Below are 21,850 nucleotides of genomic sequence, written 5' to 3'. Positions count from 1 at the left end.
TGAAAGTTGATGGTTGATGGAGGTCGGACCCTCTATCAACCATCAACTGTTGACCATCAACCCTCCCCCTACAGCACCAGGGCCTTAGCGTTCCCCCCGAGGCGGTCCCAGAGGGTGAAGGCGGCGCGGGCGCCGGGGCGGATGATGCCCTCGTCGTCCCAGCCGGCGGCGAGGGCGGGGCCGCGCGTGTGGGCGTGCAGGACGTCGAGTTCGGTCAGGGCCTCTGCCGGAGCAAGGCGCTGTCCGCTGTCGTCCACGCGGGTGATGGCGGCGGCGAAGTTCGCGCGGTACTCGGGCGGGGCGACCGGGGCGTCGCTGCCGAACGCGAGGATCGCCCCGGCGTCCTTCAGGGACCGGAAGGCGTAACTGAGGCTTTCCAGGTGCGGCATCAGGTCACGGATCATGGGGCCGTCTGCCTGCAGGTGGATGGGCTGCACGCTGGCGGTCAGGCCCCGGAAGCGCGGGATGTCCTCGGCGCGCAGGTGCTGGGCGTGCTCGACGCGCAGGCGGATGCCGCGCGCCTCGGCGTGGGGGCGCAGGCGATCGTAGGCGTTCAGGACCTCGGTGTTCGCGCGGTCCCCGATGGCGTGCGTGACGGGGGTCAGGCCCAGTTCGATCGCCTCGCGGCCCAGGTCCGCGATGAGTTCCGGCGGGTCGAGCGGCATGCCGGTGCCGGAGCCGTCCGCGAAGCCGGGGGCGTGCAGCCACGCGGTGCGGCTGCCGAGCGCGCCGTCCGCGAAGAACTTCACCCCTCCCCACTGGAACAGCCCGCCGGGCGTGCGGGCCAGTCCCAGCGCGCGGGCGTGCCCGAGGCGGTCGTGTGGCAGGCACGCCCACACCCGCAGCGGCAGTTCGCCGCGCTGCGCCAGCGTCTGCAGGGCGCGGGGCGCCTCGACCGGCTCGAAGGCCATGGTGTGCGCGCTCACGTACCCACGCGCGGCCAGATCATCCGCCCCGGCGCGGGCCGCCGCGAGGTACTGCGCCTCGCTGGGAACGGGAATGGCCCGCGCGACCAGATCCGAGGCGTGCTCCAGCAGGCACCCGAGCGGCCGCACGATCCGCCCGCCCTCCGGGTCCGGCGTGCCGTCGTGAATGCCGGCCAGCCGCAGGGCGGCGCTGTTCGCCCAGCTCAGGTGCAGGTCCCGCGAGTACAGCAGCACCGGGTGGTGCGGGCTGACCTCGTCCAGCAATGCCGCCGACGGGTACCCGTTCAGACCCAGCTCCGAGAGCAGGAAGCCCCCGCCGCGAATCCAGGTGCCGGGCGGCGTGTTCATCACGCGCTGCGCCACGCGCGCCTGCACCTCCGCGACACTGCGCGCCCCGTGCAGCGGCACCTCGGACAGCGAGAACCCGTACGTGACCAGATGCAGGTGCGCCTCCGCCAGCCCCGGCGTGAGCAGCAGGTCCCGGTGATCCAGCACCCGCGCGCGCGGCGCCAGCGCCCCCAGTTCCTCGCGCGACCCGGCCGCCAGGACCCGCCCGCCCCCCACCAGCACGGCCTGCACCTCCGGCCGGGTGTCATCGAGCGTCAGGGTCCGGGCGTGAATCACGGTCAGCGGCTGCGTCATGCCCGACAGCCTACGGCACCCGCCCCCGCACCCGCCCCCCACGCACGGAACGCCGCGCCAGAACGTCCAACCAGTCAAAACACCCACCCTGCCGGGTGTAACGCGCCCCGCCTGCGCCCCCAGGTGGCCCGCCGTCCTGTTAAACTGAGCGGCATGCCCCGCATCCTCGTGGTGGACGACGACTCTGCCATCCTCAAACTCGTCAGCGTGATCCTCTCCCGCGCCGGGCACGAGGTGCGCACCAGCACCCATCCCGTCGAAGCCCTCGACCTGCTGAAAGTGTTCACGCCGGACCTCGTGATCAGCGACGTGGTCATGCCGTACATGACCGGCCTGGAATTCCTGGAGAAACTCCGCGCGCACGAGCAACTGTCCGCCATTCCGTTCATGCTGCTCTCCAGCCACGCCGAACGCGGCGACGTGCGGCGCGGCATGAACCTCGGCGCGGACGACTACCTGCCCAAACCCTTCACCCCGCAGGACCTGACCACCGCCATCGACGCCCGGCTACGCCGCGCCGGCCTGACCCTGCAGGGCGAGAGCGGCATGCAGGCCAAGGGCCTGGGCACCGCGCAGGTCGTCTGGAAGGGCGGCGCCGTGTCCTGGGTCAGCCGCAAGGCCCTCGAACTGTTCTTCTACCTGCTGGAACACAAGGAAGTCACCAGCTGGGAAGCCGCCGAGGCCCTCTGGCCCGAGAAGGACGAGGCGCGCGCCAGCAGCCTGTTCCACACCACCCTGCACCGCCTGCGCCGCAGCCTGAGCAACGAGGCGGTCGTCAGCGCCAACCGCCGCTACGCCCTGGCCAGCGACCTGAACCCCGAATACGACGTGCAACGCTTCGAACTGCTCGCCGCGCAGGCCGAACAGGGCAGCCTGGGCCTCGAGGAACTCCGGGAACTCGTCACGCAGTACGGCCACTACCTGCCCGGCACCGACAGCCCCTGGGCCGACGACGTCCGCTCCCGCCTCGAACAGAAACAACTCAGCCTGCTCGGCGTGGCCGCCCGCGCCGCCACCGAAGCCGGACGCGACCGCGACGCCGCGCAGTTCCACCAGCGCGCCCTGGCCATCGACCCCATGAGCGAACCCGACTGGCAGGGCCTCGCCCGCGCGCTCGACACCATCGGCGACCCCCGCGCCCGCCTCGCCGCGCAACGCGAAGCGTGGTGGGCCGTCGACCTCGACTGAAACAGCCCCAGAGAACAGGCCCGGCCGCCCACGCGCCGGGCCTGCCTCATTTGCGCCGCGCGACACCCAGACCACCCGGTACGCTAGGTGAACCGGAGGTCACATGTTCGATACCCGAGAGCCAAAGACCGGACCCAGCAAAGCACCCAAACCCAAAACCCCCACCCCCACCACAGCGCCCCGCCCGCTGAAAGCCAACCAGCAACGCTGGGAACGCACCTTCCGGGGCGCGGCCAAAGGCGTCACCTTCCAGCTACGCATCATCCGCCGACCAGACGGCCACCTCAGCGCCCGCTACCAGGCCACGCCTGGCAAAGGCAGCGGCTGGCACCTTGAAGGGCAACTCCGCGACGACAACACCTTCACCCTGAAAGGCACTGAGAACAAAGCAGAATTTCAGGGAAAGATCAGCCCTGATGGAAAAACTGTCATCAGCAGTTTCACGAACCAAACTTCAGCTGGAGCATTCCAAGTTCCAAGTCTGACGCTTTCAGCTATTCCAGTTTCACTTCCTCCGACGCGCATTCCTGCAACGGGTGTAACTCAGACACCTTCCGTTGAACACGCCGAAACCGCCGCTCACACGGCGCATATAGAGAGATCCGAAGTCTCCCAAAATGTAATCAACGCTCTTAATTCTTCAAATTACACACCAAAAACAATGGGTAAGAAGGACAGGCATGATGTATTTTTTAATATCGTTAAATCATTCCGAAGTTTAGGGGTTCCGCATCCTGAGCTCATCGCTGCGCAGTGGGCCACTGAGTCCAGCTGGGGAAAATCACATTCGGGAAAAAATAATGTATTTGGGATTAAGGAATTTGACCCAAATAAACCTAGAACATTCGTACCGACAAAAGAGTGGGATCCAAAGCTTCAGAAATTAGTTAACAAAACGGAGCCTTTCGCTGATTATAAGGACTACGCAGATGCATTTATAGCCCGCGCAAATTTCACGATCGATAATCCGCGATATGCCAAAGCTGGATATTTCGAGGCTAAAAACTTGAAAGAGGCTGCATATGCGATAGATAGAGCTGGATATGCCAATACGGGTAATCCCGGATCATATGCAGAAAGTCTAATCTCGATTATGGTAGGGTGCGGAGTTGACGTTGAGAAAGCTGGACCTGCCGCCGCAGGCGCTCCCCGACCACAGATACCAGCCGAAGGCAATCTAGCTGCACAGCCCTCAGCATCTCCAGATCAGTTGGACAGTCTCATTAATCTCAAGTCATATAAAAAAATTTATACCATAAAGGAAATAAACTTAGCCCGCTCACTGATATCCAAGTTACAAGACGATAAGCTTAAGGGTGATTTGTTTGAAATACTCCAAACCAAAACACCCTATCGTAATCAAAGAAATAACCAGTCCATCGGACTACAATCAGACAATTGGACGTATAAAGGCCGGGATGGGAAGACTCATTGGGTAGTATATGCTGGCAAGCCCATCGGCGACATAATGTGTAACTTGACTTCCCTCACAATGGTTCTGGAAACGCTGGGGATTGAGAATCCTTCCAGCGGCCAATATGAAGACTTTTTAGAGAATGTGAGACGCAAAAATAGCTTGCCACCCAGGACAACTGAAGGCGGATGGGCAGGCGTCGCTCGCCAGCTTAGAGCAAGAAAGACAATGCACAAAGAAAAATTCAGAGGCGATTACGCCGAATGGAAAGAGGAAATCCTTCCATATCTAAGAAATGGCAATGGAGTTATGATGAGCCTGAACGGGCATATAGTTAGATTACAATCCATCGCAAACAATGGAGTCACAGTAGATGATCCTTATGGAAGATTACCCAGTCTTTTAAATTACAGCCCTAACAATGTAACAGGAAGCTATAGCGGAAATCTAAATAGCAAAACTAAGGAATCAGGAGTCGGCGAAGACACAGTTTTCCCATGGAATCAGGTCAGCAAGTTTACGTTTCATTGGATTGCCGCATTTGAGAGGAGCTGAATGAAAATACTTACCGTCAGCCTTGCCGCGCTGTCTTCTTGTTCATTCGGCAGCTCGGTCAGCATAGACTCCGCGTGGCAAAATCTACCAGTAAGTGCGTTACCATCTCTTAAATATGACCCCGAAGTAAAAAATCTTCAGTCCTTAACGCCATCAGCAAGACAAAAAATGTTGATCAGTCAAAGCAACATAGTAGATCGCAAAAACCAGTACGCAATTCTTGGCTTAGATGAGGGTGGCTACCTGGAATTCACTGTCTGGAACGGGAAGGGCGGTTCTGGAGCCGTGGGGTTGAACCGCTACCGTGGGGATGAAGACGTGCAGGCGTTGTATCTGTTCGACTCTGCGTTCAAGTTGCGGAACGTCACGGGTGTGCTGCGGGTCTCTCCGGCGGAGGCGGCAGCGTTCTACCGGAAGATCACGGGGGTCAGCCCGGCGGGGCCGGTGCGGACGGCGGTGAACCTGCCGAGGTTCGGGACGAGCATCGTCATCTCGCTGAAGCCGGATGATGAGCGGCTGCTGGCGAAGTGCACGGTGGTGGCGAACAACGATCACACCTGTGGGGACCGGCTGGACGTGCTGAAGCTGGTGTGGACAGGGTCCGGGTTCCGGCGGGTGCCGCTGCGGTAGGGCGTCTGTACCGTTGGGGGGTGTGCTGGCCGGCAGGAGCCTCTCTGTGCTGAGGCGTGTGGCGTGGCTCTCCGGGGTGGGCGCGCTAGACTTTGCGGTATGACTGGTCCGCTTTCTACCGCACAGATTCGCGAGAAGTACCTGCAGTTCTTCGAGAGTAAGGGGCATCTGCACCTGCCGAGTTACAGCACGGTCGCGCCGGATCCGACGACGCTGTTCACGGTGGCGGGCATGCAGCCGTTCAAGGAGCAGTTCATGGGTGCGCCGGCCGTGTTTGATGGCGTGGCCAGCAGGCGCGTGACGACGGCGCAGAAGTGCGTGCGGGTTGGGGATATCGAGAACGTGGGGCGCACGCGGCGGCACCTGAGTCTGTTCGAGATGATGGGGAACTTCAGTTTCGGGGATTACTTCAAGCGGGACGCGATTCACTGGGCGTGGGAGTTCCTGACGGGCGCCGAGTGGATGGGCATGGACGGCAGCAAGCTGTACGTGACGATCTACGAGGATGACGATGAGGCGTTCATGTACTGGACGCAGGAGATCGGGATTGACCCGAGCCACGTGCACCGCTTCGGGGCGGATGAGAACTTCTGGCCGGCGGACGCGCCGAAGGAGGGTCCGAACGGGCCGTGCGGGCCGTGCAGCGAGATCTTCTATGACCGTGGTCCGAAGTACGGGGATGACAGCTGGGCGGATTACGCGGTGACGCGTGAGAGTGCGCGGTTCCTGGAGATCTGGAATCTGGTGTTCCCGCAGTTCGACCGGCAGGAGCCGCTGGCGGACGGGACGCCCGTGCTGCGGGACCTGCCGTTCAAGAACATCGATACCGGGATGGGGCTGGAGCGCGTGGCGAGCGTGGTGCAGGACGTGCCGGACTTCTACAGTAACGACGTGTTCCTCCCGATCGTGACGCGCGTGGCGGAGCTGAGCGGGCAGCCGTACGAGGGTGAGGTGAGTGTGTCTCACCGCGTGGTGGCCGAGCACATCCGCAGCGTGAGCATGGTGATCGCGGACGGCAGCGTGCCCAGCAACACGGGGCGCGGGTACGTGGTCCGGAAGATTCTGCGCCGCGCATGCCGTCACGCGTACCTGCTGGGCCTGCGTGAGCCGAGCCTGTTCCGGCTCGTGCCGATCGTGGTGGACCGCATGGGCGGCGCGTACCCGGAACTGCGCGAGAACCTCGCGAAGGTCGAGGCGACCGTGAAGGCCGAGGAGGAGAGCTTCCTGCGGACGCTGGAGGGCGGCATTCAGCGCCTGGGCAAGCTGATGAGCGGCATGGAGAGGGGCGCGACCCTGTCCGGCAACGACGCGTTCGTGCTGTACGACACGTACGGGTTCCCGGTGGACCTGACGAAGGAGATCGCCGAGGAGTACGGGATCAGCGTGGATGAGGCCGGGTACGCGGAGAGCCTGGAGAACGCGCAGAACCTCGCACGGGCGGGCAGCAAGTACGGCAAGAGCGAGCTGTTCGGCGGGAATATGGAGGCGCTGGACGGCCTGTCGCCCACCGTGTTCGTCGGGTATGACGACCTGCAGGCGGACGGTGAGGTCGTGGCGCTGGTCGGTGCGGGCGAGCGCCTGACTCATCTGAGCGCCGGGAGCGAGGCGACAGTGGTGCTGTCGCGCACGCCGTTCTACGCCGAGGGTGGCGGCGAGGTGGGCGACACCGGGCGCATCGAGTGGGACGGGGGCAGCGCCGGCAAGGGCTGGGGCATCGTGCGCGACACCCGCAAGACGCCGCAGGGCGTGTTCCTGCACGACGTGCTGGTCGAGTCCGGCGAGCTGAAGGAGGGCCTGAGCGTGCGCGCCGTCGTATCCGGCGAGCGGCAGGCCATCCAGCGGCACCACACGGCCACGCACCTGCTGCAATCCGCGCTGCGGGCCGTGCTGGGAAGCGGCGTGCAGCAGAAAGGCTCGCTGGTCGCCGCTGACCGTCTGCGCTTCGACTTCTCGCACGGCGCGGCCCTGAGTGCCGACGAGATCGCGGCCGTGGAAACCCTGGTGAGCCGCTGGGTGAGCGCGAACTTCACGGTCACTTGGCAGGAGATGCCGATTGCGGACGCGAAGGCGGCGGGCGCGACCGCGCTGTTCGGCGAGAAGTACGGCGAGACCGTGCGGGTCGTGCGCGTGGGCGGCAGCGTGGAGTACGCCGGGCAGACCGTCAGTTCCATGGAACTGTGCGGCGGCGCGCACGTGACCCGCACCGGCGATATCGGCGCTTTCGTGATCCTGAGTGACGAGAACGTGGCCGCCGGGGTGCGCCGCGTGGAAGCCCTGGCGGGCGAGCAGGCCACCGCGTGGGTCCGCGATCGCCTGAACGCTGCCGCGCGGGCTGCCGCGCTGCTGAACACCAGCCCGGACGGCCTGGAAGCCCGCGTGACCGGCCTGCAGACGCAGCTGAAGGCCGCCGAGAAGGAAACCGTGACCGTCCGCCGTCAGCTGGCCGAGGCGCAGATGGGCGGCGGCGCCGGCGGAGCCGCGCAGACCCGCGAGCTGGGCAGCTTCAAGGTCGCCGCGCTGAAACTCGCGGGGATCGAAGGCAACGAACTGCGCGGCGCGGCCGACAAACTGCTCGACCAGAGCGGCGCGGACATGGTCGTCCTGGCGGGCGACAAGGGCCTGGTCGTGAAGGCCACCAAGGAAGCCGTGACGCGCGGCGCGCACGCCGGGCAACTGATCGGCAAGCTCGCCGCGGCGGGCGGCGGCAAGGGCGGCGGCCGCCCCGACATGGCGCAGGCGGGCATCACGGACGCCGAGGCGGCGCTGGCGGCACTCGACACGGCATTCTGACAGCAGAATTCAGAGGTATTGAGCAATCCCCTCAATACCTCTGAATCGAGCGGAGCGAGCACCTGAGAAAGACAGCGGTTGGAAGTGGAGTTGAAGGGCGTGCCGTTGGCCCTTCAACGGAACTGGAAACCGCTGTGAACCCGTCCTTCTGACCCTGTGGTGGTGGGGGCGTCCTGGGCTGACCGGGACGCCCCCGCCCCTGTGCGGTCCGGGGCCGGGGCGCGCTACCCTTCCCTCATGCCTCTTCTTGATGCGGTGCGCGCCCTGGCCCCCTACCTGCCCTCCTGGCTGGAGTTCCAGCGGGATCTGGCGCGGGTGCCGGGCGTGCAGGTGGCGGTGCGGGTGGGTGGGGAGCTGGCGGCGTCGTTCGCGCTGGGCGTGGCGAATGAGGCGACGGGCGAGGCGCTGACGCCGGGGCACCTGTTCCGGATCGCGTCGCACTCGAAGACGTTCACGGCGACGGCTGTCTTTCAGCTGATCGAGGCCGGGATCGTACGCCTGGACGACCCGGCGGGTCACTGGCTGCCGGAGCTGGAGGGGTCGCCGGCGGCGCCCATGACGGTGCGGGAGTTGCTGGGGCACCAGTCGGGCATCAACCGGGACGGGGCGGACAGCGATTACTGGCAGCAGCTTCAGCCTTTCCCGGACCGGGCGGCGCTGCTGGACCTGTGCCGCGCGCCGGAGGTGTTCGCGCCGAACACGCATTTCAAGTACTCGAACATGGGGTACTCGCTGCTGGGCCTGATCGTCGAGGCGGCCAGCCGGGAATCGTACGGGGACTTCGTGGCGGCGCACATCACGGGGCCGCTGGGGCTGCGGAACCTGGGCCCGGAACTCCCGGCGGCGCGCGAGCCGGAACTGGCGGCGGGGCACAGCGGGCGACTGGCGGGGAACGACGCGCGGCGGGTACTGCCGTCCAGTGACACGCGGGCGATGGCAGCCGCCACGGGCTTCTACGGCACGGCGGAGGACGTGACGGCGTACCTGTCGGCGCACGCGCCGGGCCGCCCGGAACTGCTGTCAGACCGGTCGAAACGGCTGATGCAGAGGAAGGAATCGGAGGTCACGCGTCCGTCGCGGCGCTGGTACGGTCTGGGCTTCATCCTGGACGAGGTGAACGGGCGGACGCTGGTGGGGCATTCGGGCGGCTTTCCGGGGCACATCACGCAGTCGTGGCTGGACCCGCAGTCGGGGCTGTCGGTGTCGGTCCTGACGAACTGCCTGGGCGGCCCGGCGACCGAGTGGGCCACGAACCTCGTGCGGCTGATCGACCTGGCCTCGAAGGTACCCGCGAAGGCGGAGGCGGACGCACCGGACACCGACCTGGACAGCTTCACGGGCCGATTTGCCACCGACTGGGGCGTGTTCGACGTGGTGAACCTGGGGGGCCGCCTCGTGTCGCTGGTGCCGCAGGGCGACCCGGGCCTGAGTGTCACGGAACTGACCGTGGTGGACGCCGATACCCTGCAACCCGCGCCGGAAGCGGGATTCGGCGCGGTGGGCGAGGCGTACCACTACCAGCGGGACGGGGCCGGTCAGGTCGAGTGGGTGCGGCAGGGCGGCGGGCGGGCGTGGCCGGTCGCAGCGTACCGGGCGCGGGTGGGCCTGCCGCCCCTCCCCTCCCTGGGCTGACCGCCGGGGGGCCGCGTCAGTGTGACTGACCCGGCCCGGCCTCTGCGGCGAGGCGGATCAGGGCGGCCTGCCCAGCCGCGAACCACGCGCACAGCAGCGTCACGAGCAGGCCCAGGCCCACACCCAGCCCCGTCAGGCGGCGTTGCAGGGTCTGCACGTGCGCCTGCCATTCGGTCACGCTGCGGCGGGCATCGGTCAGGGTGGGCAGTGGCGGGCGGCCGCGCAGGTCCGTTTCCCACTGGCGGGCCAGGGTCACGCCGGCATCCAGCGTGGCGGGCGAAATGAACACGTCCAGCAGCGGCGTGCGCTGCGCCGCCTCGGCCAGGGTGCGCAGGGTGCGGGCGGCGTCCTGCGTTTCCGGGCGGCCCAGCAGGTCCAGCGGGGCCAGGGTCGCCTGCGCGTCCGCCAGTTGCCGGTCCAGCGTTCCCAGCGACTGCGCCGCACCGTTCAGGGCCGCGCGGGCCGGGGCCAGCGCCAGGAACACGCCCAGCCACGCCCCGACGGTCAGGAGGGCCGCCAGCCACAGACCAGTGACCCCCAGGCGCCGCAGCGCGCGGCGTCGGCGGACCCGGCTGCCCGGCGCGGTCACGTGGTCGCCGGGAGCCTGCGGCCGTCGAGGATCAGGCTGGTGAACCCCGGTGCGCCCAGACCCGCCCGGAACGCGGCGTTGCGGTGGTCGAGGTGGCGGCTGCGGTAGATCGGGCCATCCCGCACGTCCCAGTCGACGTGGTGGAAGGTGCCGTCCGCGTCCCACCATTCCAGGGGCTGCACCGTGAAACCTGCCTGCGTGAACACGGGTGTCAGGGTGTCCAGCGTGTACAGCACCCGGTGGTCGTGCGCCGGGCCGGGGCCGTTCACGGCGACCAGCGATTGGTACGCCGGGTCCGGGTGATTCCCGTCCGGCACGGCGACCCGCAGCCGCCCGCCGGGCTTCAGGTACCGGAACACCAGCCGGGCGGCGCGCTCGCCTTCCTCCACGGTCAGGTGCTCCCAGACGTGCTCGCACAAGAAGGCGTCGGCCTGCCGGTCTCCGAAGAAGGCGGCAAAACTGGCGGGCTCCAGCAGGTCAAGGTCGGCCTGCTGGGTGGGTGTCCAGCCGTCCCATTGCTGCTCTCCGGCGCCGATCATGACCCGCAGCGGTGCGGGCGTCACAGGCCCAGCTCGGCGCGCTGCGCCCGCGTCATACCCCGCACGACCAGCGTGTGGCTCCCCACGATCAGTTCGCGCAGCAACTCCTCCGGCACGCGGCCGTCCAGGGTGACGGTGATCCAGTGGCGTTTGTTCAGGTGGTAACCGGGCGTGATCGCCGGGAACGCGGCGCGCAGTTCCTCGCCGCGTTCCGGCGTGACCTTCAGCGATACCGTGACCGGGTCGCCCTGCACGTCGGTCAGGGCGTACATCTTCGCGCCCACCCCGCCCACCTTGAACACCAGGGTGGTCATGTCGAACGGGAAGGTCTCGTGCGAGTGCGGCAGCGCGGCGCACGCCGCCCGGAGTTCCGTGATGGACTGCATGATCGCAGGATACCCGTCAGCTTTCCGTGTCCGGGTCGATCCCCTCGGCGGTGTCCAGCGCCATGTTCGCCTCGGTCATGCTGGCGTCCGCGCCGCCCATCAGCGCCTCGACCTCAGTGCTGCTCAGGGCGTCCCTGGACGGTGCAGGAACGGCCGGGGCAGGCGGCAGGTCCGCCGGAGCGGGCCCCTGTTCGGCCGGGCGGTGTTCCGGGGCGGGGGTCGTGTGGGGGGCCAGGGTGGGGTTCAGGCTGGGCGCATCGTCGGGGGTCATGCCCCAGGGTGCGCCCTGAGCGTCAGGGGCGGCTGATGATTTCCTCAAGAAGCCGTGATGAACTGCCGGGCGTGCGCTCCCCTGCCCTGCCCCTGCTGCTGCTCCCGCTTCTGCTCTCGGCCGCGCCAGCACCAGTTTCGCCGGGCCCAGTTTCGCCAGCCCTGCCCGGCCCCGTGCGCGTGGCGATCCTCAGCGACTTCAACGGGCCGTACGGCAGCACCAGCTACCCGCCCGCGCTGGGCCGCAGCGTGGCGCGCATCGTGAACGACTGGCGGCCCGACGCGGTCCTGTCGGCCGGTGACCTGATCGCCGGGCAGAAGGCGTCCCTGACGGACGCGCAGGTGCGGGCCATGTGGGCGGCGTTCGACCGGGACGTGCGCGTCCCGCTGAACCGCGCCGGGATTCCGTTCGCGTTCACGCCCGGCAACCACGACGCCGCCCTGCCCCGTGACCGCCGCGAGGCGCGCACGTACTGGCAGGCGCACCCGCCCGCGCTGACGTTCGTGGACCGCGCGGACTTCCCGTTTCGCAGCAGTTTCACGCTGGGCGGCGGGACGGTGTTCGTGGTGACCCTGGACGCGGCGGGGCCGGTCGTGGACGCCGGGCAGCGCGCGTGGCTGGCCGCGCAGCTCGCCTCGGCGCCCGCCCGCGCCGCCGGAATCCGGCTGGTCCTGGGGCACCTGCCGCTCGCGGGCGTCAGTGAGGGCAAGAACCGTGCCGGCGAGGTCGTCCGGGACGCCGGGCCGCTGCGTCAGGTCATGCAGGCCGGGCGGGTGCTGGTGTACATCAGCGGGCATCACGCGGCGTACTACCCTGGACGGCTGGGCACCCCCGGACAGCTGGGCACCCCAGGACAGCTGAGTGCGGCCGGACAGTCGGGCGGCCTGAACGTCCTCGCCAGCGGCGGCATCGGCGGGCGCGACTACGTGGGGCATCCCGGCACGGCCCGCAGCACCGTCACCCTGCTGACCCTGCACCCCGCCACGGGCCGCGCCACCTTCCAGACGGTGGACGCAGACACCGGCCAGGCCGTTCAGACAGACAGCCTGCCCGCCCGCCTGGACGGACTGGGCGGCACGCTGAACCGCGTGAACGACTTCCGGTAAGGCAGGCGGCACGAGAACACCGCCCGCCTCCACCCGGTCAGGGCAGGGGCAGGCGGTCAGTCGGGCGGTTCAGGTGCTGGGGCCGTCTCCGCGCAGGGCGAGCAGGTCCAGTTCCCACACGAGCGCTTCGGCCAGGGCGGGTGGCACGTCCGGGTGCACGGTCACCGCCTCCATCAGCTGTTCGAGGGTACCGAAGGTGTCCACCAGAGTCGGGCCGTCCGGGCCGGTCACGCTGAGTCGCAGATCACCACTGGTGAGCAGCTCCACCCGCAGGTGCCTGTCGCCGCTGCCGACCCGGTTCAGGGTGCGGCGGACGCCAGCCGGTTCGTCGTGCGCCGCCCCGGACCTCACTGTTTGGGCATCAGGCGGTACAGTTCCATGCCCCGCGCGGTGCGGTCCTTGAAGCCTTTCCAGTAGGTGTCGTCGGCCTTGGGGGTGCCGTCGGCGTTGCGGCTGTACTTGGCGTTGTTGGAGATGGGGACCGGCACGTTCAGGTACTCGGCGGCGCTCTGGTCACCCTTGAGTTTCAGGTTCAGGAACGCCGTCACGAAGTGCTGGTTGAGGTTGTTCAGGCGGGCGCTGTCCCAGGCGGGTTCGGCGTAGTGCATGTAATCACCGAAGTTTCCGAAGGATTCGGCGGGCGCGGGGTTCGGCGCGACGTTATGCAGGGCGTTCTGGTACACCAGCATGTAGCGTTCGGCGTTCACGGCGTTCTCGAACAGGGGTTTCACGCCGCCCTCGTAGTGGGACACGTCGTCGCGGTCGCCCACGACGAACAGGGTGGGCACCTTGAGGTTCTGCAGGCCGGCGTCTTCCCAGAAGCCGTACTTGCCGCCGAAGTTCACGCCGATGCCGCGCACGGCGGCGTCCCCGCCCCAGGGAGCGAAGGCGACGACGGCCTTGATGCGCGGGTCAGGCGTGTAGTTCCCGGCCTGACGCGCGGCGAAGCCGGTGCCGGGGACCAGGGGGGCCATCTGCGGGCCGTACCCGGCGCCGGCGGCGTTCAGGGCGCCGTAGCCGCCCATGGAGTACCCGACGATGGCGGTCTGGTCGGCGTTCACGACGCCACTGAGGGGCGAGCCGCTGCCCGGCGCGCCCAGGCGGGCCATCTCGCTGATGACGAAGTTGTCGTCCAGCGCGCGGTTCAGCAGGGTGCTGGCGAAGGCGGCGCGGTTGCCGTGGGTGCTGTCGGTGTGGTCGATGGCCGCCACGACGTAACCCTTGCTGGCGAGGTTCTCGGCGAGGTAGGTCATCAGGACGCGGCTGCCGGCGTACCCGTGCGAGAGGATCACGAGCGGGAAGGCTTCTCCCTTGAGGGCAGGGGCGGCGCGGTTGGCGCGGCCGCGCGTCAGGAAGGGTTTGTCGGGGGCGCTGCCCAGCACGTCGCTGTAGGTGGTCAGGCCGCTGCCGCTGCGGCCGGCGGTGGGGTACCAGACTTCGACGGTCAGGGGTCGGTCGTAGGTGGGCACGACGCCGTCCTTGGCTTTCACGATGTCCTGCTGGCCGGGGTTGACGAGTTCCAGGGTGCGGACGCCCACGGCGTACTGGCCGCGCGCGGCGAGTTCGGGTGCGTCGGGGCGCAGGTCGCCGGGAACGGTCAGGGAGGTGCTGAGCGGGGCCGGCAGGGGCGAGGTGGTCTGGGGCGTGGCGGTCTGGGCGTACGCGGCGGGCGCGGTCAGCAGCAGGGCAAGGGTGAGGGTCAGGCGGGTTGGGTTCATGGATGCAGCCTCCACAGGCAGTCCAGGCAGCTCAGGCAGGTGCCCCGAGACAGCGCGGACCGTCAACTGGTTTGTGATTCAAAGCGCAGCATACTCTGTTCCTGATTCGTCAGGGGTCAGTCAGGGTGCCTGCCGGTTCATACGGATTCCGTCTGTTTCGTTGACAACCCGGAAACGCACCGGGTTGCCAACTCCACGCCCGGAACCCGTTTCTCTCCTACTCGCATCCGCTCGGATTGAATGGCTTTGCAAGCCATGCAATCGGAGTCAGTATCAGACACGTCCAGACAACAGAAAAACCCCCGCGCAGGGCGGGGGCTGTAGGCAGAAGTCAGGGCAGACGCGGAGTTCAGCTTTCGCTGTAGCTCTTCTCGATGGGCATGCCCACGGCGTTGCCCCACTCGGTCCAGCTGCCGTCGTAGTTACGCACGTTCGGGTAGCCCAGCAGTTCGCGCAGCACGAACCAGCTGTGGCTGCTGCGCTCGGCGATGCGGCAGTACGCGATGACGTCCTTGTCGGCCGTGACGCCCTCACCCTCGTACAGGGCCTTGAGTTCGTCGGCGGACTTGAAGGTGCCGTCCTCGTTGGTGGCTTTCGCCCAGGGAATGGAACGCGCGCCGGGAATGTGGCCGCCGCGCAGCACGCCTTCCTGCGGGTAGTTGGCCATGTGCGTGACCTTGCCGCTGAACTCGTCGGGGCTGCGCACGTCGACCAGGGCGCCCTTGCCTTCCTGCACGGCGCTCAGGTGGGCCTTGACCTCGTCGCGGTAGGCGCGGAGGCTGTCGTCGCGGGTCAGGGCGGGGTACTCGCTGGCCTGCACGGGGGTGGCGTCGGTGGTGGTCTCGCGGCCCTCGGCCATCCACTTCTGGCGGCCGCCGTTCATGAGTTTCAGGTTCTTCACGCCGCTGTAGCTCAGGAACCAGTAGGCGTAGCTGGCCCACCAGTTGCTCTTGTCGCCGTACAGGATGATCTGGTCGTCGGCCCCGATGCCCAGGCGGCCCAGCAGTTCGCTGACCTTGTCGGGCGTGATGAAGTCACGTTCGACGGGGTGCCACAGGTCGGTCTGCCAGTCGAGTTTCACGGCGCCGGGGATGTGGCCGGTGTCGTACAGCAGGATGTCCTCGTCGACCTCGATCAGGCGGATTCCGGGGGTGTTCAGGTTCTGCGCGACCCAGTCGGTGCTGACCAGTACGTCTTTTGCGTATTCCATGTGGGGTGCCTCCTGTGGCGGGTGTGTCGGGTGACGCTCGGGTTTGCCCACCGATTGTACCCTCACCGGCCACCAATTGACAAAAGAGGTCAACTGGACAGGGCCACCCCATCCCGCCCCCACCCCGGCGCTACAGTACCCGCATGAGCGACAGCGCCCCCGCCCCCCTGCCCGAGAAACTCCAGAGCATCGTCAGCATGTTCCGGAGCGCGCCCAAGGCCCTGCGCCTCCAGGCCCTGCTGGAATACAGCAAGAAACTGCCCGGCCTGCCCGAGAAGTACATCGAGCACCCGGAATTCCTGCAACCCGTCCCGGAATGCACCAGCCCCTTCTTCCTGGTCACCGAGCGCGACGAGAAGGGCGGCGTGAACCTGTACTTCAAGGTGCCCGAGGAAGCCCCCACCGTGCGCGGCTACGCCGGCATCCTGCACGAGGCCCTCAGCGGCGCCACGCCCGACGAGATCCTGAGCATCCCCGACCAGTTCTACATGGACATGGGCCTGACCGAACTGATCACCCCCATGCGCCTGCGCGGCATGGGCGCCATCCTGATGCGCCTGAAGAACGACGTGCGCGAACACGCCCAGGCGTAAATCATACGGATTCCGTTTGTTTCGCTGACAATCCGGAACTTCACCGGATTGCCAGCTCCACGTCCGGAACCCGTTTCTCTCCTACTCGCATCCGCTCGGATTGAACGGTCTTTGCAGCCCATTCAATCGGCGTTCGTATCAGAACCCACCCCGCAGGCCGCCCGGTGAACGCCCGGCGGCCTGACGGCTGCCAGCCGGTGCGCCCGTCGTTCAGTCCTCGGGCAGCACGGCGTCCAGCAGCAGCACGGTCAGGCCCAGCCCCAGGCCGTAGGCGACGTGCGCGCCCAGGCGGTTGGCGTGCCCGCGCGCCGGACTGCCGGCCGGGCCGTCCTGAAGGCCCAGCAGCGGCACGAGCCCCTCGTCGACCAGCGCCCACAGCCCCACGCCGAACGCCGCGCCCTTGACCGGATTGCCGCGCCCGGCGAGCGCGCCGTACAGGCCGCCGCTGACGGCGCCCATGCCCCAGTGGACGGCCTCGCTGAGCGCCGCGCGGGTCTGTTTGCCGGGGGCGTGCCCGGCCACACCCTCGTAGGCGAGGCGGCCCAGGGCGGCGGTGCTGCTCTCGCCGGGTTCATGCACCTGCCCGAGCGGGGCGATGGAATGCTGGTCGGGTTTCGGTTTCTGCTGCTGGCCGCCGCCATCGCTGCCCTCCCCTTCGCTGCTGCCCTCGACGAGCGGCGCGGCGCGGGTCCAGTACTGCCCCATGGCGAGGGTGCCGGCCGCGCCGCCGACGAGGCCGATCAGGATGCTGCGGTAGGTGCTGTGACGGTGACTCATGCGGCCCACCGTACGGGGCCGGGGGCCGCACGACTGCCGCGCGGCCCCCAGAATGAAGATTTCCCTGCTGTTGTCCCAGCGCTCCCTGAACGCGAGTCAGCCGAAGCGGGTCAGCCGAAGCGGGTCAGCCGAGCTGACTGACTTCCCGTTCCGGCAGTCCGGCGCGGTGCGCGGCCCGCAGCGCCGCGAGCGCCTGCCCGCGGTGGCTGATGGCGCGTTTCTCGGCGACGGTCATCTCGGCCAGGGTGCGGGTGTCGCCGTCCGGGACGAACAGCGGGTCGTACCCGAAGCCGTTCTCGCCGCGCGGCCCTTCCAGCAGTGTGCCGGGCAGTTCGCCCCGGTACGTCTCGAGGTGCCCGTCCGGGTACGCCAGTATGATCACGGACACGAATTTCGCGCGGCGGTTCTTCTGCCCGCGCAGGCGCTCGAGCAGGAACACGTTGCGTTCCGTGTCGTTCTCGGCGTTGCCGTAGCGGGCGCTGTACACGCCGGGCTCCCCGCCGAGCGCCTCGACCTCGATGCCGCTGTCGTCGGCCAGGGCCGGCAGGTTCAGCATGTGCGCGGCGGCGCAGGCTTTCAGGGCGGCGTTCTCCTCGTAGGTCGAGCCGGTCTCCTCGGGCAGCGGCAGGCCGTCCAGGCCGCGCAGTGTCCAGCCGAGATCACCCAGCGCTTCCTCGATCTCGCGGACCTTGCCGCTGTTCCCGGTCGCCACGACCACCGTCATTCCCGCCCCTGCTGCCCCGTCAATCATCACACCCGCAAGTCTAGACGATGGGGCCGCGCCGCGAGTGAAAATCCCGACAGGAACGTCAGTGAGCCTGCGCCATGGCCTGCACCACGTGGTCCTGCACGGCCCGCAGGGTCAGGATCGGCGTGTCCTCGGAGCCGTTCATCAGCACCGCGAACACCAGGGTGCGGCCGCTGCGGCCCGTCACGTACCCCGCCAGGGCGCTCACGCCGGGCAGCGTGCCGGTCTTGGCGCGCACGTCGAGGTCCAGGCCGCGCATCCGCAGGGCCAGCGTGCCGCCGCGCCCGTCGTGGGCGGGCACGTCCTCGCCCGTCCCGGCCTGCGGGAGCGCCTCGATGAACGCGTTGCCCCGGCTGCGGTACAGCGCGGCGGGCAGCAGCCGCGCCGGCTGACCGGCCTTCACGGCGGCGGCCTGCGCGGCAGGCGTGGGGTACGGCAGGTCATGCATGACGGTCAGCAGCGTTCCCAGCGCGCGGGGGCTCAGGCGGGCCTCGCGGCCCAGGCCGCTGCCGTCGGCCAGGCGCACGCCCGCGAGGTTCACGCCGATCTGCCGCAGGAACGCCCGCTCACGGGCCAGTGCGCCCGTCAGGGTGCCGTTCCCGCCCGGCGGGTGCGCCAGGGTGGACAGCAGCGCCTCGGCCAGACGGTTGTCGCTGGGACGCAGCGTGCGGGCCAGCACCCGGAACGGACTGCCGCTGCGGACGCTCGCGACGCCCTGCTCGGGGCGGCGGGCGACCGGCACGAACGGGTCCGGCTCGGCCGGACGCCCCCCCTCGGCGGCCGGCGGGGTGGGCGGCAGGTACGGCGTGAACGGCGCGGCCCGGCCCGGCGTGTCCCGCGTGACGGTCACGCCCGCGCGCCGCAGCTCGCCGATCAGGGCGGCCCCCAGGCGGGCGCGGGCCTCGTCCACGCTGGCGGGCGGATCGTCCTGCCAGTCGCTCAGGCGCAGCGCCGGCATGGGCTCACCGAGCGTCAGCGGCGCGAAGCTGGCGGCGTTCAGGCCCGCGTCGTCCAGGCGGACCTCGCCTGCTGAGCGCAGGCCGCGCGCGTACGCCTGCCGCGCCAGCGCCCGCAGGCTGTACCCGCCGTCACGGGCGCTCAGGAGCGGGTCGCCGCTGCCGCGCAGCGTGACGGCCTTCACGTCCGCGCGGCCCGCCTGCCCCGCCGGGACGGTCAGTTCCGCCGTCCACTCGCCGTCCGCGCCGCCCCGTTCGGCCAGCACGGCGGCCGCCGTGACGAGCTTGACGGTGCTGGCCGGAATGAACGTCTCGTCCGCCGCCTGCGTTTCCAGGACCGGGCCGCCCCCCACCCCGCGCAGCAGGACGCCCACGCGCACGCCGGGCGGCAGGTCGCGCAGCGCGGCGCGCACGCCGGCACTCAGGCCGGGCTCGCGCGTCAGCTGGAGGGCCGTGTCTGGACCTGCCGCTCCGGAAATCGCTGTTTCGGGGCTCGCTGTTTCGGGACTCGCCGTGGCTGGCCGGGCGGGAGCCTGCGCTCCGCTGACCGGCAGCAGCAGCAGGGAGATCAGCAGGAGGCGGCGCATGACCGGCAGGATAGCGGGCCGTGATGGGGAGGGGCGTGACGGGGAAGGGTCACATCACGCTGTCGCTCTCGCGCAGCAGGATCGGCGCGCGGAACGCGGCGGGCAGCCAGTGGTCCTGCGCGTGGATCGCCTGCGGCGGGCAGGAATGCAGGCACGCCATGCAGCCCGTGCAGGCCGCGAGGTTCAGCAGCAGCCGCACGCCCCCGTCGGGTTGCAGGTCCCGTGTGATCGCCTCGGTGGGGCACACGTTCGCGCACACGGGGCAGTCGATGCAGGTGTCGTCGACCAGCGGGGCGGGCCAGTGGATGGCGGCGTCCTCGGGCGGCGCGGGTTTCAGGGTTCGGGCACGCCAGCTCCACTCCTGCGGGGTGCGGTCCTCGGGCACGCTCCAGTCCACGAAGGGCAGCGGACTTTCCGGGATGCTCTGCGCGACCTGCTGCCCGGCCGCGCGGAACATCGCGCCGAACGCGCCGCGCCGCGAGACTTTCAGGGCGCGGCCAGCGTCGTCCGGCGTGACCGCACGGACCGTGACCGGCGCGGGGCGGCCCGTGGCGGCGCGCAGCCGCTGGGTTTCCTCCAGCACGCGCTCCAGGCGGGCGGGCACGTCAGGCGCGCCGACCGCGCAGGTGTCGCAGGCCCCATGAATCAGGGTCAGGGGCGTGTTCCACGCGCCGGCCGCCGACAGCAGCGCGGGTGTCACGCGGCCCAGGCAGGGCAGGCTGGGGCCGCCCGCGCCGCTCTGCGAGCAGGTCAGGCTGGCGTCCTGCGCCGGGGTGCCCGGCTGGGACTGCTGATCCTTCACGCTCTGGAGGGACGGCAGCAGGTTGTACTCCAGCGCGCCGGTCGGGCATATCTGCACGCACAGGCCGCAGCCGGTGCACAGGTCCGCGTCGATCTGGATGCTGGAGCCGACCATGCCCACGCTGATGGCCTCGTGCGGGCAGGTGGCGTGGCAGGCGTCGCAGCCGCCGACCGCCTGCCGGTCCAGCAGGCAGCGGAGCGGCGTGAACCGCGGAACGTGATTCCCGGAGTCATCCAGGCGGGCCAGAACACCTTGCAGCATGAGCGGAGTCTACGCGTCCGGCGGCCCGGAAGACAGATTCCGTCTGTTTCGTTGACAACCCGGAACAGCACCGGATTGCCAACTCCACGTCCGGAACCCGTTTCTCTCCTGCTCGCTCCGCTCGGATTGAATGGCTTTACAAACCATTCAATCGGAGTCTAAGACCGTGAGGCCACGCCCAGCGCGGCGCGCACGGCGCCCGCCACCTCGTGCGGATGGGTCCAGTGCAGCTGGTGGCCGCCGCCGGGCAGGTCGAGTTGCGTGGCGTCCGGCAGCAGGCTCGTCAGGAGGTCGGCGTGCTGCGTGGGCGGCGACAGCCGGTCCTGCCGCCCCGCCAGCACCGTGACCGGCACCGTCAGCGCCGGGTAGTGGGGTTGCAGGGCCGCGAGTTCCCGGCTCAGGGTGCGGTTCTCGCCGGCCAGGGCGTGCACCTGCGCGCGGCGGCGCGAGAAGGCCAGCATCAGCGTGTGCCACATCGGCGGGACCGGGTACGGGTGGAAGGCGCGGCGGCCCTCGATGCGCGCCACGACCCGACCGACCGGCAGCAGCAGCGCGCGGGTCAGCAGCGCCTCCAGGCCCGGCACGAGCGGCACGAACGCCAGCGGGCGCGTCAGGCCGCGCGCCGGGTGCGACAGCGGCGCGATCAGCACGAGCGCCGAGACCCGCTCGGGGTGCCGGGCGGCCAGGGCCAGCGCGACCGCCGCGCCGTACGAGTGGCCCAGCACCGTGACCTGCGGGACGTTCAGGTGGTCGAGCAGTTGCGTCAGGCGGCGCACGTTCAGATCCAGCGTGACGGGCGTGCCGGGCCGCGCGGGCGTGTACCCGTGACCGGGGCGGTCCGGGGCGATCAGGTACGCGCCGTCCAGCAGCGGCCACAGCGGGCACAGCGGCCAGTCCAGCGTGACGCCGTCACTGCCGTGGATCAGCAGCAGGGGCGGCGCAGTCGGGGGGCCGCTCAGCAGGGTGTGGGTGGGGCCGTCCGGGAGCGGCAGGACCGGGCCGGGCGGCGGAATGCGGCGCGGCAGTCGGCGGGCATGCCGGGCCGTGACCGCCACACCCAGCGCCAGCAGCGGCAGCGCCGCCCACGGCCAGCGGGCGCGCGTCACGGCGTATCCCGCCGGGTGGGAACGCGCAGCGTGATGAACAGCACCCCCGCCAGTCCCACCAGTACCCACGCGACCTGCCCGGCCAGCACCGGGATGCGCGGCACGCTCAGGCCCACCGCCAGCGCGATGGAGGCGCAGGCGATCCACTTGGCACGCAGCGGCATGCCCCGCCCGGCCCGGTAATCCGCGACCAGCGTGCCGACCACCGGGCGCGACAGCAGCCACGCCTCCCAGCGCGGGTCGCCGCGCGAGAAGGCGGCGGCCGCCAGAATGAACCACACCGTGCCGGGAAACGCCGGCAGGATCAGGCCCAGCAGCCCGAAGACGCACAGCACGAACCCCAGCGCCACCCACAGGGGCCGGAAGCGGGAAGGGGGGCGGGTCATGCCGGTCAGAGTAGCGCCTGTGCCGGCGTGCGTGCCGG

Annotated in this window: 21 protein-coding genes; 7 read left to right on the top strand and 14 right to left on the bottom strand. The window is 68.9% G+C overall.

Annotated features, from left to right (window positions below; all coding sequences use genetic code 11):
- Positions 1–68: 68 nt before the first annotated feature.
- Complete coding sequence (locus tag BXU09_RS09405) at positions 69–1,568, bottom strand: amidohydrolase (protein ID WP_078302067.1); 1,500 nt, start codon at positions 1,566–1,568, stop codon at positions 69–71.
- 153 nt (positions 1,569–1,721) lie between these two features.
- Here BXU09_RS09405 and BXU09_RS09400 point away from each other — a divergent pair, with 153 nt between their 5' ends.
- From BXU09_RS09400 to BXU09_RS09380, 5 genes are all read left to right on the top strand, one after another.
- A complete protein-coding gene (locus BXU09_RS09400) occupies positions 1,722–2,756 on the top strand; it encodes a response regulator (protein ID WP_078302066.1) in 1,035 nt (344 codons plus the stop codon).
- Positions 2,757–2,859: 103 nt separating this feature from the next.
- Entirely contained in the window at positions 2,860–4,725 is a 1,866-nt protein-coding gene (locus BXU09_RS09395) for a glucosaminidase domain-containing protein (RefSeq protein ID WP_078304912.1), read from the top strand.
- A complete protein-coding gene (locus BXU09_RS20245) occupies positions 4,726–5,355 on the top strand; it encodes a hypothetical protein (RefSeq protein WP_144012050.1) in 630 nt (209 codons plus the stop codon).
- A gap of 99 nt (positions 5,356–5,454) precedes the next feature.
- A complete protein-coding gene (gene alaS / locus BXU09_RS09385; RefSeq protein WP_078302063.1) occupies positions 5,455–8,145 on the top strand; it encodes an alanine--tRNA ligase in 2,691 nt (896 codons plus the stop codon).
- Between the two features lie 237 nt (positions 8,146–8,382).
- Positions 8,383–9,777: a serine hydrolase domain-containing protein gene (locus BXU09_RS09380; RefSeq protein WP_078302061.1), complete on the top strand. Its 1,395-nt coding sequence runs from the start codon at positions 8,383–8,385 to the stop codon at positions 9,775–9,777.
- Positions 9,778–9,793: 16 nt separating this feature from the next.
- On the opposite strand, the gene BXU09_RS09375 is transcribed toward BXU09_RS09380, so the two are convergent.
- Genes BXU09_RS09375 through BXU09_RS09360 form a run of 4 tightly spaced genes read right to left on the bottom strand, consistent with a single transcriptional unit; the run spans position 9,794 to position 11,562 of the window.
- On the bottom strand, positions 9,794–10,366 hold the full coding sequence (locus tag BXU09_RS09375; protein WP_078302060.1) for a hypothetical protein: 573 nt from the start codon (positions 10,364–10,366) through the stop codon (positions 9,794–9,796).
- Positions 10,363–10,929: a methyltransferase domain-containing protein gene (locus BXU09_RS09370; protein WP_240501141.1), complete on the bottom strand. Its 567-nt coding sequence runs from the start codon at positions 10,927–10,929 to the stop codon at positions 10,363–10,365. Before BXU09_RS09370 ends, BXU09_RS09375 begins: the two co-directional genes overlap by 4 nt.
- On the bottom strand, positions 10,926–11,291 hold the full coding sequence (locus tag BXU09_RS09365) for an MmcQ/YjbR family DNA-binding protein (protein ID WP_078302058.1): 366 nt from the start codon (positions 11,289–11,291) through the stop codon (positions 10,926–10,928). Before BXU09_RS09365 ends, BXU09_RS09370 begins: the two co-directional genes overlap by 4 nt.
- Positions 11,292–11,307: 16 nt before the next feature.
- On the bottom strand, positions 11,308–11,562 hold the full coding sequence (locus tag BXU09_RS09360) for a hypothetical protein (protein ID WP_078302057.1): 255 nt from the start codon (positions 11,560–11,562) through the stop codon (positions 11,308–11,310).
- A gap of 35 nt (positions 11,563–11,597) precedes the next feature.
- On the opposite strand from BXU09_RS09360, the gene BXU09_RS09355 reads away from it, so the two are divergent.
- Positions 11,598–12,668, top strand: a complete 1,071-nt coding sequence (locus BXU09_RS09355) for a metallophosphoesterase (protein WP_078302055.1) — start codon at positions 11,598–11,600, stop codon at positions 12,666–12,668.
- 69 nt (positions 12,669–12,737) lie between these two features.
- On the opposite strand, the gene BXU09_RS09350 is transcribed toward BXU09_RS09355, so the two are convergent.
- The 3 genes from BXU09_RS09350 to BXU09_RS09340 all read right to left on the bottom strand — a co-directional run bounded on the left by BXU09_RS09350 (position 12,738) and on the right by BXU09_RS09340 (position 15,596).
- Positions 12,738–13,019 carry a hypothetical protein gene (locus tag BXU09_RS09350; protein WP_078302054.1) on the bottom strand — a complete coding sequence of 94 codons (282 nt, stop codon included), beginning with the start codon at positions 13,017–13,019 and terminating at the stop codon, positions 12,738–12,740.
- Complete coding sequence (locus BXU09_RS09345; protein WP_078302052.1) at positions 13,016–14,386, bottom strand: dienelactone hydrolase; 1,371 nt, start codon at positions 14,384–14,386, stop codon at positions 13,016–13,018. Before BXU09_RS09345 ends, BXU09_RS09350 begins: the two co-directional genes overlap by 4 nt.
- Before the next feature lie 349 nt (positions 14,387–14,735).
- Entirely contained in the window at positions 14,736–15,596 is an 861-nt protein-coding gene (locus BXU09_RS09340) for a sulfurtransferase (protein WP_078302051.1), read from the bottom strand.
- A 143-nt stretch (positions 15,597–15,739) separates the two neighbouring features.
- Between BXU09_RS09340 and BXU09_RS09335 the strand changes: the two genes are divergently transcribed.
- Positions 15,740–16,189: a SufE family protein gene (locus BXU09_RS09335; protein WP_078302049.1), complete on the top strand. Its 450-nt coding sequence runs from the start codon at positions 15,740–15,742 to the stop codon at positions 16,187–16,189.
- A gap of 210 nt (positions 16,190–16,399) precedes the next feature.
- Here the strand turns inward: BXU09_RS09335 and BXU09_RS09330 are convergent, their stop codons facing one another.
- The 6 genes from BXU09_RS09330 to BXU09_RS09305 all read right to left on the bottom strand — a co-directional run bounded on the left by BXU09_RS09330 (position 16,400) and on the right by BXU09_RS09305 (position 21,812).
- Positions 16,400–16,966: a hypothetical protein gene (locus tag BXU09_RS09330; protein WP_078302048.1), complete on the bottom strand. Its 567-nt coding sequence runs from the start codon at positions 16,964–16,966 to the stop codon at positions 16,400–16,402.
- Positions 16,967–17,090: 124 nt separating this feature from the next.
- A complete protein-coding gene (rdgB, locus tag BXU09_RS09325; RefSeq protein ID WP_078302046.1) occupies positions 17,091–17,690 on the bottom strand; it encodes an RdgB/HAM1 family non-canonical purine NTP pyrophosphatase in 600 nt (199 codons plus the stop codon).
- 85 nt (positions 17,691–17,775) lie between these two features.
- On the bottom strand, positions 17,776–19,257 hold the full coding sequence (locus BXU09_RS09320) for a D-alanyl-D-alanine carboxypeptidase (protein ID WP_078302045.1): 1,482 nt from the start codon (positions 19,255–19,257) through the stop codon (positions 17,776–17,778).
- A 49-nt stretch (positions 19,258–19,306) separates the two neighbouring features.
- Positions 19,307–20,320, bottom strand: coding sequence for a 4Fe-4S dicluster domain-containing protein (locus BXU09_RS09315; protein ID WP_078302043.1), 1,014 nt, complete (start codon positions 20,318–20,320; stop codon positions 19,307–19,309).
- 158 nt (positions 20,321–20,478) lie between these two features.
- A complete protein-coding gene (locus BXU09_RS09310) occupies positions 20,479–21,426 on the bottom strand; it encodes an alpha/beta hydrolase (protein WP_078302042.1) in 948 nt (315 codons plus the stop codon).
- Complete coding sequence (locus BXU09_RS09305) at positions 21,423–21,812, bottom strand: YbaN family protein (RefSeq protein ID WP_078302041.1); 390 nt, start codon at positions 21,810–21,812, stop codon at positions 21,423–21,425. The genes BXU09_RS09310 and BXU09_RS09305 overlap by 4 nt, the downstream gene beginning before the upstream one ends.
- Between the last annotated feature and the right edge of the window lie 38 nt (positions 21,813–21,850).

This window comes from Deinococcus sp. LM3 (assembly GCF_002017875.1).
Taxonomy (GTDB): Bacteria; Deinococcota; Deinococci; order Deinococcales; family Deinococcaceae; genus Deinococcus.
The sequence above is the reverse complement of the archived record's forward strand: the minus strand, read 5'-3'. Positions and strand labels throughout refer to the sequence as shown.